This window comes from Oribacterium sp. oral taxon 102 (genome assembly GCF_013394775.1).
GTDB lineage: Bacteria > Bacillota > Clostridia > Lachnospirales > Lachnospiraceae > Oribacterium.
In genome coordinates, this window is sequence record NZ_JABXYT010000001.1 from 800,322 (window position 1) to 814,791 (window position 14,470).

The window sequence follows — 14,470 nt, forward strand, 5'->3', positions numbered from 1 at the left end:
GAAAATGCATGACAGCCGCCGGGAGCTTCCCTGCGGCTGTTTTTCAAAAGGAGAACTGTATGGGAAACTGGATAGTAGGACTTTTCGTGCTTGCGATCGTGGCATTGGTAATTCGGGCGCTTCGGAAGGAGCATAAGGAGAACGGCTCCTGTGCCTTCTGCAGCTATGCGAAGGGCGGGAAATGCGACCACGTGGGGCATGAGGAGCTGGATTCTGGGAAGATGCCTGCGCTCACCGCGGAGGAGCAGGCGATATTGGATCGTCATACGAAAAAGCGCTGACTGCTTACGGCTTTGCGCGGCATCACTTCGCACCGCATCGCTTCGCGATGCGTACTGTGGCGCTGAACAATAACAAAACAAGAAATTAGCTTGCTTTCCACTCTGCTTTTGGTAAAATACTTCTTATATCGCCGCAGGACGCTGTGACCGGACAGCCAATCGCGCGTCGAATGCCGATAGAGGAGGCAATGGAGTTGGAAAATACGCTGATTGATTTGAAGGGGATCACGAAGTCCTTTGACGGAGAGCTGATCCTGGACGAGCTGGATCTCTCGATACGCGAAAACAGCTTCGTGACCCTGCTGGGACCATCGGGCTGCGGAAAGACGACGACGCTTCGCATCATCGGAGGCTTTGAAAGACCCGATAAGGGGAGGATTCTATTTGAGGGGCAGGACATCACGAATCTGCCGTCGAACAAGCGCCAGCTGAATACGGTTTTTCAGAAATATGCGCTCTTCCCGAATATGAGCATTGCGGAGAATATCGCCTTCGGTCTCCGCATCAAGCGGAAATCCGAGTCCTATATTCAAGACAAGATCCGCTATGCGCTGAAGCTGGTGAATCTGGACGGTTTCGAGAAACGGAGCATAGACTCTCTTTCCGGAGGGCAGCAGCAGCGGATTGCCATCGCGCGGGCGATCGTAAACGAGCCTCGGCTGCTGCTTCTGGACGAGCCGCTGGGAGCGCTGGATCTGAAGCTTCGGCAGGAGATGCAGTATGAGCTGATCCGACTGAAGAACGAGCTGGGCATTACCTTCATTTATGTCACGCACGATCAGGAGGAGGCGCTGACGATGTCCGACTATGTGGTCGTGATGAATCAGGGCTATATCCAGCAGCTCGGGACGCCGGAGCAGATCTACAACGAGCCGGAGAATGCGTTTGTCGCTGACTTTATCGGAGATGCCAACATTGTCCCGGGTACGATGCTGGAGGATAAGCTGGTGCGGATCTTCGGCGCGGTCTTCCCCTGTGTCGATACGGGCTTCGGCAGGAACCGTCCTGTGGATGTGGTGATCCGTCCGGAGGATGTGGAGATCCTCGCGGAGGAGGATCCGCGGGCGATCCTCAGAGGGACGATGACGCACATCATCTTCAAGGGAGAGATGTACGAGATGGAATGTACGACGCCGGACGGCTTCGAGTGGCTGATTCACTCGACAGAGTTCCATGAGCCGGGCACGAGGGTAGGACTCTATGTCCGCCCCTCGAATATTCAGATCATGAATAAGCCGGCATCTGAGGATGAGGAGGCAATCGGCGTTGAAGAGTAAGCATAGCGGTTTTCTGGCGCTGCCCTATCTGGTATGGATGACGGGCTTTATTGTGATCCCCCTGCTTCTGGTGCTGTATTACGGCTTTACAGACAGGAATGGTGCCTTTACCCTCGCGAATATCGCAGAGATTCTGGTCTGGGAGAATTATCGTCCGCTGTATCTGGCGCTCGGGCTCTCCGCGGCGAGCACCCTGCTCTGTCTTCTTCTGGCGTTTCCCCTCGCTTTGATTCTTCGGAACCGGAAGCTGGGGAAGGGCTCTTTTGTCGCATTTATTTTCATTCTTCCGATGTGGATGAATTCTCTGCTCCGCATCCTCGCTTGGCAGACGCTTCTGGAGCGGAAGGGCGTGATCAACGGGATACTGACGGCACTGCATCTGCCGAACCAGCATCTCATCAACACGCCGGGGGCGATCGTTCTCGGCATGGTCTACGACTTCCTGCCGTTTATGATCCTGCCGATCTACAACAGCCTGATCAAGATCGACGACAATACGATCAATGCTGCCTATGACCTGGGCGCGAGTTTCTTTACGACGCTCTGGCGTATCCTCGTGCCTCTCTCCGTTCCGGGTATCGTCTCCGGCGTCACGATGGTATTCGTGCCGACGCTGACGACCTTCGCGATCTCCAATATGCTCGGCGGCGGCAAGATCTTCCTGATCGGCAATGTGATCGAACAGGAATTCACGGTGAACTCGGACTGGAATCTGGGATCCGGTCTCTCCATGGTGCTGATGCTTTTCATTGTTCTGTCCATGGCGGTGCTTTCGAAATATGATGACGGAGAGGGGGCGATGTTCTGATGGCAAAATGGAGACGGGCATTGTCCGACATATATCTCTCTCTGATCGTGCTCTTCCTTTATGCACCGATTCTGGTGCTGATTGTGCTGAGCTTCAATGCCTCGAAGTCGCGGGCGCGCTGGGGCGGCTTCACCTTCTCCCGCTATGCGGAGCTGTTTACCAATGAGGATATCCTGCTGGCGCTGAAAAATACCCTGCTGATTGCCGGAATTTCGGCTTTTGCGGCGACGATTCTCGGGACGATGGCGGCGATTGCGATCCGGGGAATGGGACGCAAACGGAGAAATCTGATTCTCGGCATCACGAATATCCCGATGCTGAATGCGGATATCGTGACCGGCATTTCACTGATGCTCTGCTTCATTGCCTTCCGCATCAGTCTGGGCTTCCGTACGATCCTGATTGCCCACATTACCTTCAATCTCCCCTATGTGATCCTGTCTGTGCTGCCGAAGCTGCGGCAGTCCTCGCAGGTCAATTTCGAGGCGGCGCAGGATCTGGGTGCGGGACCGATCTATGCCTTTTTCCGAGTTGTGCTGCCGGATATCATGCCGGGCGTGCTCTCGGGCTTCTTGCTTGCCTTCACGATGAGTCTCGACGACTTCATCATTACACACTTTACACGCGGCGCAGGGATCAATACGATTTCAACCCTCGTCTATTCCGAGGTGCGGAAGGGAATCAATCCGAGCATGTACGCGCTGTCCGCCCTGATCTTCGTGACGGTCTTCGTCGTACTCCTCTTTGCGAACTTCGCGCCGGAGCGGCTCACGAGGCTTCGCAGCGGGAAGGAGGCGCAGCAATGAGGAAGAGAGCTTTTTTCGCAGTGCCGCTTCTGCTGTCCGCCCTGACGCTGTCTGCCTGCGCGGACAGTGCTGCGGAGAAGAGCGTGGACAGCGGCAATACATTGAATGTTTATAACTGGGGGGAATATATCGACCCGGAGGTGATCGGGCTTTTCGAGGAGGAGACCGGTATTCATGTGGTTTACGATATGTTCGAGACCAATGAGGAGATGTATCCGGTCATCGCGGCGGGCGGCGTGGTCTACGATGCAGTCTGCCCCTCCGACTATATGATAGAGAAGATGATCCGTACCGATTTGCTCGCGCCGCTGGATTATTCGCAGATTCCCAACAGCAGCGAGATCGGGGAGGAATACTGGAAGCTCTCGGCGGAGTTCGATCCGGGCAATGTCTATGCCGTCCCCTATACGACCGGAACGGTCGGCATCATTTACAATAAGGAAATGCTGGATAAGCTGGGCGTGCCGTACCCGACGCGCTGGGCGGATCTCTGGGACGAGCGTCTGCGGGGAGAGATCCTGATGCAGGATTCCGTACGGGATGCCTTCATGGTCGCGCTGAAGAAGGACGGGCACTCCATGAATACGACGGATGAGGCGGAGCTTGATCAGGCGAGAGACGAGCTGATCCGGCAGAAGCCGCTCGTGCAGGCGTATGTGGTCGATCAGGTGCGGGACAAGATGATCGGCGGAGAGGCGGCGGTCGGCGTGATCTATTCCGGCGAGATGCTCTATATTCAGGGCGAGGCGGCGGAGAACGGGCTGGAGCTCGAGTATGTCGTGCCGGAGGAGGGAACGAATCTCTGGATCGACGGCTGGGTGATCCCGAAGAACGCTGCGCACAGAGAGAATGCAGAGAAATGGATCAATTTCCTCTGCCGTCCGGATATCGCGAAACGGAACTTCGAGTACATAACCTATTCGACGCCGAATATCGGCGCGCAGGCGCTGCTGGATCCGGAATATCTCGAGGACAGGGCGGTGTTCCCGGATATGCGGCAGGTGCTCGAGAAGGGGGAGGTCTATCATTACCTCGGAGAAGAGGACGATGCGAAATACAATAACCGCTGGAAGACGGTCAAGGCGAAGTAGGCGCTGCCGTGAAATCCGCTGTCCTTTTTGCGGATATGGTGATAAAATCTATGTTTAGAAAAGCAGTTCTTCGGGAGGGTACTATGAAAGGAAAGTATGTAGCGTATATCGGCTCCTATTCCTACACCGGATCGGCAAAGGGCATCACAATCTGTGATGTAGACGTAGAGAGAGGCGTCCTCAAGAAGCGTACCGAGATTGAGGTTAACAATTCCTCCTATCTTGTGGTATCCAGAGACCAGAAGACGCTGTATTCCATCGTGGACGAGGGGGTCGTCGCGTTCCATATCCTGGAGAACGGTGCACTCAGCCGGATCAATACCCGAAATATCCGCGGGATGCGCGGCTGTCACCTCGCGATTGACCGCGACGACGAATATTTGATGGTTTCCGGCTACCATGACGGCAAGGCGACGCTTCTCCGGCTGGAGAAGGACGGTTCGGTCGGACCGATCGTTGACGGCTTCTACGACAAGGGCATCGGCTCGGTCGCGGAGAGAACCTTTCGTCCCCACGTTTCCTGCTCGCGGATGACGGATGACCAGAAGTATATCCTGGTCGCCGACCTGGGGATTGACCAGGTAAAGATCTTCCGTTTCGACAAGACAGACGGCAAGATGCGCCAGATTGATACGATTCGCTGTGAGCTGAAGTCTGCGCCGCGGCATTTCCGCTTTTCGCCGGATCGCCGTTTCCTCTATCTGATGTATGAGGTGAAGAATGTGGTGGATGTCTTTACCTTCCGGGAGGGAAAGGATGAGAATGACATTGAGCTGGAGAAAATTCAGACGATCAGCACCCACAACAGCAATCCCGAGAATCCGCTGATCGCTGCCTGTCAGATGCGTTTCTCTCCGGATAAGGACGCGCGGCATCTTTTCGTCTCCAATGCGGGTATCGATACGCTGACGGTCTACAATAGAGATCCGGAGACCGGGCTCCTGACGATGAAGAACAGTCTGCCGGTTTCCGGAGAATATCCGAAGGACTTTTGTATTTTTCCGGATGAGAAGCATGTCGCCGTCGCCAACAACGATTCGGGAGAGATCAGCTTCTTCTCCGTCGATTACGAGACGGGGATGCTGGTCATGAACGCCCGCTCGATCGAGGTGGATGAGCCAAACTGCATCGCAATGGCAAGGCTCGGATAAGGAGGCGTCATGCCCGGCAATACATTCGGCAAGCTTTTTCGGATCACCAGCTTCGGAGAGTCCCACGGCAGGGCACTGGGGGTCGTTCTAGACGGCTGTCCCGCAGGGCTCCCGCTCTCGGAGGCAGATATCCAACCCTATCTGGATCGGCGGTGTCCGGGACAGAATCTGCGGACGACCGCGCGGAAGGAGGCAGATCGGATCGAGATTCTTTCCGGCGTGTTCGAGGGGAAGACGACCGGTATGCCGATCGCGATGGCAGTGTACAATGCGGATCAGCGGAGCAGCGACTATTCCTCCATACAAGATGTATTCCGTCCGGGGCACGCGGATCTCGGATTCTTCGAGAAATACGGGATTCGGGACTATCGCGGCGGCGGACGTTCCTCCGGACGGGAGACGGTTGCGAGGGTCGCGGCGGGCGCGGTGGCGGCGAAGCTCCTCGCGGAGTTCGGGATCTTTGTCACGGCAGAGGTCATAGAGCTCGCCGGCATCGATACGACGAATGAGGCGGGAAAACGCGCTGCGGAGCAGCGGATCCTCTCGCTCCGGGAGGAGCATGATTCCGCGGGCGGCGTCGTATGCTGCCGGGTACAGGGGCTTCGCCCGGGTCTGGGAGAACCGGTCTTCGACAAGCTGGATGCGCGGCTTGCACAGGCGATCATGTCCATCGGCGCCGTCAAGGCGGTGGAGTTCGGAGACGGTACGCGGGCAGCACGCCTGCGCGGCTCTGAGAATAACGACGCCTTTTATATGGCGGAGACAGAGGACGGTGCAGCCTTTCCCCGGAAGCGGACGAATCATGCCGGCGGCGTACTCGGAGGAATGAGCGACGGCTCGGAGCTGCTGCTCCGCGCCTACTTCAAGCCGACACCCTCCATCGCCAAGCCCCAGCAGACCGTGAATGCGTGCGGCGAGAGCGTATCGCTCGAAATTCGCGGGCGGCATGACCCTACCGTGGTCGAGAGGGCAGCCGTCGTGGCAGAGTGCATGACGGCGCTCGTCATCGCGGATATGCTGCTGGAGAATGCGCTCGCGCGGCTGGACGGATTGAAGCGGGTATATGGAATGAAATAGCAGCTTGGGGAAGCAAATGAAAACAACCCTTGTCCTTATCTGAATGGGCAAGGGTTGTTTTTGTGAGAGCTCATCTACGGTATTTCAGACTGAACTGCTTGCCGTACTGAACTGCGAGCTCTATAAAATATCGTCCGGCTTTTCTTGGCGGACTCTCTTTATGGTAAACGAGACAGCTTTCCCATTTCCGGGTAATCCCTGTTCTTCTCGTCGGGATGCCGCGCAGGCAGGAGGCAATGCGGCGCAGGAGGCGCTCTCTCTTGTGAACCAGCAGCGGACAGCGGCAGGGCTTGGCGCCTTGGTATGGAATCAGGGACTGGCGGACTGCGCTACGGTGCGCGCGCAGGAAATCGTGTATGTGTTTTCGCATACCAGACCCAATGGCGCGGACTGGTATACGGTAAACAGCGGCCTGATGTACGGGGAGAATCCGGCGATGGGTTACAGCTCCGCCTCCGGTGTCGTGAACGGATGGATGAACTCTCCCAGCCACAAGGCGAATATTATGAACGGAAGCTTCAAAAGCTGCGGAATCTCCATCATTGAAGCAAACGGATAGTGGCACTGGGCGCAGGAGTTCGGCTATTAAGCGTCTTCTGACAGACAGGAAGGGGGACGCGCGGTGAAAAGAAAAAAAGTCTGGAGGGGGGCGCTGCTTCTGACGGCGCTTTTTTTCCTCTGCCTTTTACAGAGCTGTAGAGGGACAAACAGAGGCACCGTCCCGACAGGAGGCACTGCGGCATCGGACGAAGCGGGCGGCAAGGCGGGGGAGCGCCGCGAGACGGAGCTTCCGCCGTCCGGAAAGCATGGACAGAGCTTCACGCTCCTGCTCTATATGATCGGTTCTGATCTGGAGTCGGAGGATGGCGCGGCAAGCAATGATATCGCGGAGATTCTGGCGGCGGAGACAGAAATGCCGCTCCGGATACTGATCGAGACCGGCGGAGCGAAAAGCTGGAAGGATCCTCAGATCGGCGACCATGCGGGCAGGCGCTTCCTCGTAGAGAAAAACGAGCTCACGGAGCTGGAAAATCTGGGAGAATGCAATATGTCAGAGGGGGAAACCCTTTCTGACTTTATTACGTTTGCCAGGGAAAGCTATCCCTCGGAGCGCTATGCACTGATCCTCTGGAACCATGGCGCGGGCACGCTGATGGGCTATGGGCATGACGAGAACTATCCGGAGTGCATGATGCCGCTTTCCGAGCTTCGGCAGGCATTGGCCGCGGGAGGACTGCGCTTCGATTTCGTGGGCTTCGATGCCTGCCTCATGAGCACGCTGGAGACGGCGGCGGCACTCTCGGAAAATGCAGACTACATGATCGCTTCGGAGGAGACGGAGCCCTGCTCCGGCTGGAAATACACCGGATTTTTACGGGCGCTCTCCCATGATACCGGTCTGTCTGCGGAGCTCCTCGGCAGGAAAATCGTGGATGATTTCACAGATGAGAGCGAGGCAAACTACTGGGATTTCAATACCCTTGCACTGATCCGTCTCGCTGCGGTGAAGAACGTGGTCGATCGTCTGCAGGACATTCTGAAGGGGGAGGCGGAGCAGGTCGAAACGGAATATGTAGGGATCGTGCAGCACGCGGCGAAAACCAAAAGCTTCGGGGAAGGACAGTATGAGCAGATAGACCTGCTGGACTATATCGACCGCTTTCCGGAGGAGACTTCCGGGAGAAAAGAGCTGGAGCAGGCGGCCGAATCAGCCATCGTGTATTCCAGAAGCCTGGTCGAGAATTCCTGCGGACTGGCATTCTACTACCCTTACCGTCGGCCGGAGAGCTATGATCGGGTTCGGGATATGCTCTGTGAGATCGGATATCCCTCGGAATATTTTCTCTTTTTCAACCGCTTTATGAATACCATGATTACCGGACAGTAGTATGTCACGGAGCAAATGGGCGCGGAGCCGGACAGGCGGTATGAGGGAAGCGACTGGTACAGACCGAAGGAGGTCCGCATTCCGGAGGGAACAGTGCTGGATCAGCATATCCTTCAGGTGGAACGGCAGGGGGATGGATGCTATATCCTGAATCTGACGAGAGAACAGTGGGAGCTGATCGTGGACATCGAGCTGGACTGCTTCGTGGAGCTCGGTGACGGCTATCTGGATATGGGCTCCGATGTGCGCTACCGCATGAATGAGGATGGAGATCTGCTCATCGATTTCGACAGAAGGTGGCGGGCGCTGGATGGGCAGCTGGCGGCATACTACTATACCTATGAGCAAAGGGAAGGGGCGTGGCATCGGTACGGATACATCCCTGCCGTCCTGAACGGGGACACACAGGTGGAGCTCATGCTGCTCGAGGATGAGGAGCACCCCGGCTGCCGGAGGACAGCGGATCGGGTGCAGGCAAATGAGAGGGAGAGCGCACTGGGCGTTCCGACGAAGGGGCTTCGGCAGCTGGAGGACGGCGATTCGCTGCGCTTCTATGCGATCCTCACGGATGAGAGCGGCGGCTGTCTTGGCGCCCGCTACCTTTCCGAGGAGGCGCTGATCTGGAATGGGAACTTCCAGCCCGGGTACATTTCGATCTCCGAGGCGTTGGGGAGAGACAGCGGGGAGATGAATATCCTGCTGCAGTTCAAGCTGACAGACATTTACGGTGTCTCCTATTATGTGCCGGTGGAGATGAATGTGACGAGCCTTAGATGAAGCCCGTTTACAGGGACTTTTCCAAATTCAGAAAAATTCTCTTTTTATTTTTGCATCTTGAATTCTAAAGGAAAATTGAGATCGTTTATAGTGAACTTCCTGAAAAATTAACTTTCGACGGCTTTCGGGTTTATTTCTGAGAGACAACGGCGCCGAGGAACTCCATGATCTCCTCAAATGAAGGATTGCTTTGTTTGATTGCCTGGAGCAGTTCCTTGTTGTGACGCTCATTCTGCTTTTTCATCAGCTGATTGGGCTGTTCGAGTTCTGCTTCATAGGCAACCGAATAGTTCAGGACCGGTTTCCCGTTGTTATCCTTCGGATGTCCGATCTCGACGCACTTAAGATCACCTGCCCGGTAATTCTTATTGGTCGAATCATAAGTGATATAGATCTTTTCACGGTGATTATGGCTGCTGTTCCATTCATTTTAAAAAGCAATACACTGATCTCTTGTAAAACCATTAATAAAGAAGAGATCTTTGAGCCGCTATACAGCTTCATCCCCTGTGTAAACAGTAGATGAGTGTAGGCATAATCCGGATAGTACTGCCCGGCGTTGTTTTCCGTAACAATGGAATATGCTGCCAGATCAAGAAAGAGACTGGTGTTCTTCCCAATCAGGCGGCCGATGATCTCATCAAGATGATATCCGGTAATGATCTTGCGGATCATTATAAATGCTCTGATCCTGAGACAGATGCTCCGATCAGCTTTTTCACTGACTTCCGGAAGTTTCGCTTCCGGGAAGTATTTCAGGAAGCTGGTATTGGGATGCATCGTCTCAGATGAAGCATCCGGAAGTTTGACCTCATAATCCTTCCCTTATTACATCGGTACGCGGAAGTATGGAGAAGCTTTACAATATTATTATGAAAATGGTTTCATAAAATGAAACATGTATCATGGCCAAAAAAGAGAACATAAATTGTGCAAGTAATACAATATTATTTAAAATATACTTTTATAATTGACATTTTCGCTCAATACTGATAATCTTGATACAAGATATATAGAAAGTGCTTTCATTAAATGAAAATGAGGGATTAATGATGGGAAAAGTAACGGTATTTGGAAGCTTTGTAGTCGACCTCATGGCAAGGAGTCCGCATCTTCCGATCCCGGGAGAAACAGTAAAGGGCTCTATGTTTAAGATGGGGCCAGGCGGAAAGGGGTTTAATCAGGGAGTAGCGGCGCATAAAGCAGGTGCGGATGTGCTTATGGTTACAAAGCTTGGAAAGGATAGCTTTGCGAATGTCGCACTGGAGACCATGGATCGTCTCCGTATGAACAAAGATCATGTATTCACCACGGAGCGGACGGAGACAGGAATCGCGCTGATTCTGGTTGATGAGAAAAGCAGTCAGAATGAAATTTTAATTGTTCCCGGCGCATGCGCAACGATTTCCAAAGAGGATATTGACAGCCTTGAGGAGACGATAAAGGGATCCGAATATGTCCTGCTTCAGCTGGAGGTAAACCAGGATGCAAACGAAAGAATCGCAGATATGGCAAACAGATATGGCTGCAGGGTGATTATGAACAGTGCACCGTATGCGCCCATGACGGATGAATTTCTTTCCAAGCTGTATATGGTTACGCCAAATGAGGTTGAGGCGGAAGAGATTACAGGGGTTCCGGTGAACGATTTGGAAGGGGCGAAGAGGGCCGCGGCGTACTTCCGGGACAGAGGCGTGAAAAAGGTGGTCATCACGCTTGGTGCAAGAGGCGTTTTTATATCAGATGGAGAGACCGAAGACATTATCCCGGCTTTTCAAGTGGAGGTGGTTGATACAACAGGAGCGGGCGATGCCTTTAACGGAGGTCTTTTGGCTGCGCTTTCGAAGGGACAGCCGATTCCTGATGCGGTGCGTTTTGGGCAGGCTGTGGCGGCATTGTCTGTACAAAGGATCGGCACGACACCGGCTATGCCGACATTTGATGAAATCGAAGCATTTCTGGCAGAACATTAAAAGGAGGGAATATGAGCTATTTAAAAGGAATACCTTCAAATATCAGCTCTGATTTATTGAAGGCGCTGGCAGATATGGGGCATGGAGATCTTTTGGTTATTGCGGATCATTTTTATCCGCCCCACAGTAAGACGCCGAATGGCATCATGGTGGATGCCAAGGGGTGCGGTGCGGCGGAGATCATTGACTCGATTTTAAAGCTCATGCCGCTGGACATTGAGTATGAAGCGCATCCGGTTGAATATATGGTGCCGGATGCGGATTCCGGAATGCATATAGAAAAGCAAAGGGTTTGGGAGGATGCCATCGTGGCGGTGGAAAACAATGGATACAAAAGGGAAATTGTAAGCGCCATAGAACGGTCCAGATTCTATGAAAAAGCGGGACGGGCTTTCCTTACAGTTTGTACCAGCGAAGTCCAGCCGTATGGCTGCTTCCTGATGCAAAAGGGCGTTATGTAAACAGGGACGACTTATAGACATGGGAGGGATAAAATGAAAAGAAGATCCATGGTAACAGGACTGGCGGCGGTAATAGCGGTTTCTCTGACAGCTTGCGGCGGCGCGGGGAGCAGTACGACTGCATCGACGGGAGCGACATCACAGGAAACAACGGCGGGAATGACAGCTTCGGCGTCTGGAAAAAGCTATGACATTGTATATCTTTCTCCGTCAACCGCTTCCAATTTCTGGAGTCAGGTCGAGGTAGGCATTCTGCAGGCAAAGACGGATGCGGAAAAGGAATATGGAATTACGATCAATTATACGCTGACTGGTCCGGCGGAGGAACAGCAGACCGAGGAATATATCACGGCGTTTGAAAACACAATCGCACTGAACCCGAATGCGATTGTCACAGCAACGCTTTCGATTGACCCAACCGTACCGAAGGCCAGAGAGGCCACGCAGGCAGGCATTGTTCTTAATTTCGTAAACTGCGGTATCGGGACTGGTGATGATGGGGCGAATGAGGATTGCTATAATGAGTTCTACTACTGCTCTAACGATACGATCGGCGAGATGGCGGGACAGGCATTCCTTGCAGCTATGAAGGCAAAGGACATCCCTATGGAAGGCGGTGTAATCGGCGTGAATATGAATGCCGAGAATGAAGCGCTTGAACACAGAATACAGTCCTTCCGCGATTACATTTCCGCCAATGCGCCTGGTCTTGAAATGACAGAGACATACTACAATGGCAACAATACGGAGAAGGCGCAGACTAATGCGGAAAATATTATTGCATCCTACGGAGATAAGCTGATTGGTCTTTACTCCGGAAATAATATTACAGCGGATGGCGTGTGCCAGGCGGTGTCGGCAGCAAATCTTGGCAAATCGTTTGTATCTGTTGGTGTTGACTCAGATGATATCGAGGTTTCGGCGCTTCGCAGCGGAACGCTTGATGCCATTATCGTTCAGGATGCCTATACGCAGGGATATAATTGTATGATGAATGCAATTCTGACTGTGATGAATGGGAAGAATCCTGAAGAAAAGAAGCAGATCAATTGTCCTCCGACGATCGTAACAAGCGAGAATATTGATAGTGAAGAGGTGCAGTTCATGATGAACCCCGCCATTCGGTAAAGTTTCATGTGATATGTGCTGTGCAGGCGCTGGGAGCAGCTCCCAGCGCTGCCTCAGAGCTTATACAGTACCATCAGGCGACAGCTTTGTCTGAAAAAGGGGATGTGAAGAAGCAGGAAGTTCATCTCATGCACCGCACTGATACGGCAAATATCAGCGCAATCTATGAGCCGGACTCTTCTTTTTTCACAGTCCCTTTTTTAAAACAGAGTATCTTCAGGGAGAAAGGAAGGTACCGGACTTGCAGGAAGAATTCATTCTGAAAGTGGATAATGTGTGCAAATACTATCCGGGCGTTACGGCACTCAAAAATGTCAGCTTTACTGTAAAAAAAGGAGAGGTAAGAGCTCTCTGCGGAGAAAACGGCGCAGGAAAGTCCACACTCATCAAATGTATTATGGGTGTGGAGCGTCCGGATGAAGGGAAAATCGAGCTGAATTATAACGGTTCCTGGGTTGTAAATGAAAATGCGCTCCAGGCGCAGGAGCATGGCGTATTTGCGAATTATCAGAATGTAAACATCGCCCCAGATCTTAGTATAGCAGAGAATTACTATCTCGGTCGTCAGCCGAGAAAGGGATCATTTGTTGACTGGAAGAAAATGATGTCTGACAGTCAGCGGATTATTGACAAATTTGAAATGAATATTCGTCCGGAGCAGAAGATCAGAGAATTGCCGATTGCCATGCAGGCTATGGTGACGATCAGTAAGATCTCCGTAAACAGCGACATCCGTTTGGTGATTTTTGACGAACCCACGGCACTTCTTGAAAATGAGAAGGTTGAAATCCTTTACAGGTATATTGCAGAGCTGAAAAGGGCCGGCGCCAGCATCATTTATATCTCCCATCGGCTGGAGGAGATTATGGATATTTGCGACTCAGTCACGGTGCTGAAGGACGGAACATATGTGGATACAAAACCGATTGCGGAAGTAACCAAGGACAGCCTGATTTCAATGATGGTTGGCCGTGAAATGACGGACATCTACAATATTCAGCATTTTACCCCAGGCGATGAACTGCTGCGTGCAGAGCATATCGGTGACGGCAAGCATTTTCAGGATGTCAGCTTCTCTCTCCGGCGTGGAGAAATCATAGGATTTTTTGGCCTTGTCGGGGCCGGACGGAGTGAAATCATGCGGGCAATAACCGGCGTTGAAAAAATTACGGCAGGAGATGTCTATGTCCGGGGGGAGAAGACGGTTATAAAAAATCCATCAGAAGCATTAAAAAAGGGAATCGGTTTTCTGACAGAGGATAGAAGAGCAGATGGATGTGCGCTGAAGCTTTCCATTAAAACGAATATTAATATGAGCTCTCTCGATATGATCAGCCGTATGGGGTGCGTCAATTTGAAAAAAGAGGATGAACGCGCAAAGGAGTTTGTTGCACGTGTCAATATCAAAACGCCCGGTGTTGCGCAGCTGGTTGGCAACTTGTCTGGAGGGAATCAGCAAAAGGTTGTGATCGCGAAGCTCTTGTGCCGGAATCCGGATATTCTGATATTTGATGAACCTACTGTAGGCGTAGATGTCGGAGCTAAGCAGGAAATCTATAAAATCATAGAGAGCCTGACCGGACAGGGACGTGGCGTGATAGTTATTTCTTCGTATTTGCCGGAGGTCATGGGGCTGGCAGACAGGTTATATATTCTTGGACAGGGAAAAATAACCGGTGTATTTGGACCGGAAGAGCTGAAAGCGCTGACGGAGGAAAAGGCGCTGAAAGCGGCATCTCTGGGAGATTGAGA

General features: G+C 52.8%; 15 protein-coding genes. 14 read left to right on the forward strand and 1 reads right to left on the reverse strand.

All coding sequences use genetic code 11. The annotated features are described in order from the left end of the window. The first annotated feature begins 59 nt into the window (after positions 1 to 59). The 10 genes from HW273_RS03710 to HW273_RS03755 all read left to right on the forward strand — a co-directional run bounded on the left by HW273_RS03710 (position 60) and on the right by HW273_RS03755 (position 9,156). Entirely contained in the window at positions 60 to 281 is a 222-nt protein-coding gene (locus tag HW273_RS03710; protein WP_179010498.1) for a FeoB-associated Cys-rich membrane protein, read from the forward strand. 188 nt (positions 282 to 469) lie between these two features. Beyond that, entirely contained in the window at positions 470 to 1,558 is a 1,089-nt protein-coding gene (locus HW273_RS03715) for an ABC transporter ATP-binding protein (RefSeq protein ID WP_179010499.1), read from the forward strand. A 37-nt stretch (positions 1,559 to 1,595) separates the two neighbouring features. Then, on the forward strand, positions 1,596 to 2,366 hold the full coding sequence (locus HW273_RS03720; RefSeq protein WP_442950859.1) for an ABC transporter permease: 771 nt from the start codon (positions 1,596 to 1,598) through the stop codon (positions 2,364 to 2,366). After that, positions 2,366 to 3,172 carry an ABC transporter permease gene (locus HW273_RS03725; RefSeq protein WP_179010501.1) on the forward strand — a complete coding sequence of 269 codons (807 nt, stop codon included), beginning with the start codon at positions 2,366 to 2,368 and terminating at the stop codon, positions 3,170 to 3,172. Before HW273_RS03720 ends, HW273_RS03725 begins: the two co-directional genes overlap by 1 nt. After that, positions 3,169 to 4,263: an ABC transporter substrate-binding protein gene (locus HW273_RS03730; protein WP_179010502.1), complete on the forward strand. Its 1,095-nt coding sequence runs from the start codon at positions 3,169 to 3,171 to the stop codon at positions 4,261 to 4,263. The genes HW273_RS03725 and HW273_RS03730 overlap by 4 nt, the downstream gene beginning before the upstream one ends. Positions 4,264 to 4,346: 83 nt before the next feature. Continuing rightward, positions 4,347 to 5,414, forward strand: coding sequence for a lactonase family protein (locus HW273_RS03735; protein ID WP_179010503.1), 1,068 nt, complete (start codon positions 4,347 to 4,349; stop codon positions 5,412 to 5,414). Between the two features lie 9 nt (positions 5,415 to 5,423). Beyond that, entirely contained in the window at positions 5,424 to 6,491 is a 1,068-nt protein-coding gene (gene aroC / locus HW273_RS03740) for a chorismate synthase (protein ID WP_179010504.1), read from the forward strand. Positions 6,492 to 6,651: 160 nt separating this feature from the next. After that, a complete protein-coding gene (locus tag HW273_RS03745; RefSeq protein ID WP_179010505.1) occupies positions 6,652 to 7,050 on the forward strand; it encodes a CAP domain-containing protein in 399 nt (132 codons plus the stop codon). A 63-nt stretch (positions 7,051 to 7,113) separates the two neighbouring features. Beyond that, on the forward strand, positions 7,114 to 8,379 hold the full coding sequence (locus tag HW273_RS03750; protein WP_179010506.1) for a clostripain-related cysteine peptidase: 1,266 nt from the start codon (positions 7,114 to 7,116) through the stop codon (positions 8,377 to 8,379). A gap of 15 nt (positions 8,380 to 8,394) precedes the next feature. Next, positions 8,395 to 9,156, forward strand: a complete 762-nt coding sequence (locus HW273_RS03755; protein ID WP_179010507.1) for a hypothetical protein — start codon at positions 8,395 to 8,397, stop codon at positions 9,154 to 9,156. 291 nt (positions 9,157 to 9,447) lie between these two features. Here HW273_RS03755 and HW273_RS03760 read toward each other — a convergent pair whose 3' ends face one another. Beyond that, positions 9,448 to 9,936 carry a hypothetical protein gene (locus tag HW273_RS03760; RefSeq protein WP_179010508.1) on the reverse strand — a complete coding sequence of 163 codons (489 nt, stop codon included), beginning with the start codon at positions 9,934 to 9,936 and terminating at the stop codon, positions 9,448 to 9,450. 272 nt (positions 9,937 to 10,208) lie between these two features. Here HW273_RS03760 and rbsK point away from each other — a divergent pair, with 272 nt between their 5' ends. From rbsK to HW273_RS03780, 4 genes are all read left to right on the forward strand, one after another. Then, complete coding sequence (gene rbsK / locus HW273_RS03765; protein ID WP_179012421.1) at positions 10,209 to 11,129, forward strand: ribokinase; 921 nt, start codon at positions 10,209 to 10,211, stop codon at positions 11,127 to 11,129. An 11-nt stretch (positions 11,130 to 11,140) separates the two neighbouring features. Further along, positions 11,141 to 11,590: an RbsD/FucU family protein gene (locus HW273_RS03770; RefSeq protein WP_179010509.1), complete on the forward strand. Its 450-nt coding sequence runs from the start codon at positions 11,141 to 11,143 to the stop codon at positions 11,588 to 11,590. A gap of 33 nt (positions 11,591 to 11,623) precedes the next feature. Next, positions 11,624 to 12,718 (forward strand): substrate-binding domain-containing protein, encoded by a 1,095-nt coding sequence (locus HW273_RS03775; protein WP_179010510.1) that lies wholly within the window; start codon positions 11,624 to 11,626, stop codon positions 12,716 to 12,718. A gap of 241 nt (positions 12,719 to 12,959) precedes the next feature. Further along, positions 12,960 to 14,468 (forward strand): sugar ABC transporter ATP-binding protein, encoded by a 1,509-nt coding sequence (locus HW273_RS03780; protein ID WP_179010511.1) that lies wholly within the window; start codon positions 12,960 to 12,962, stop codon positions 14,466 to 14,468. Positions 14,469 to 14,470: the final 2 nt, after the last annotated feature.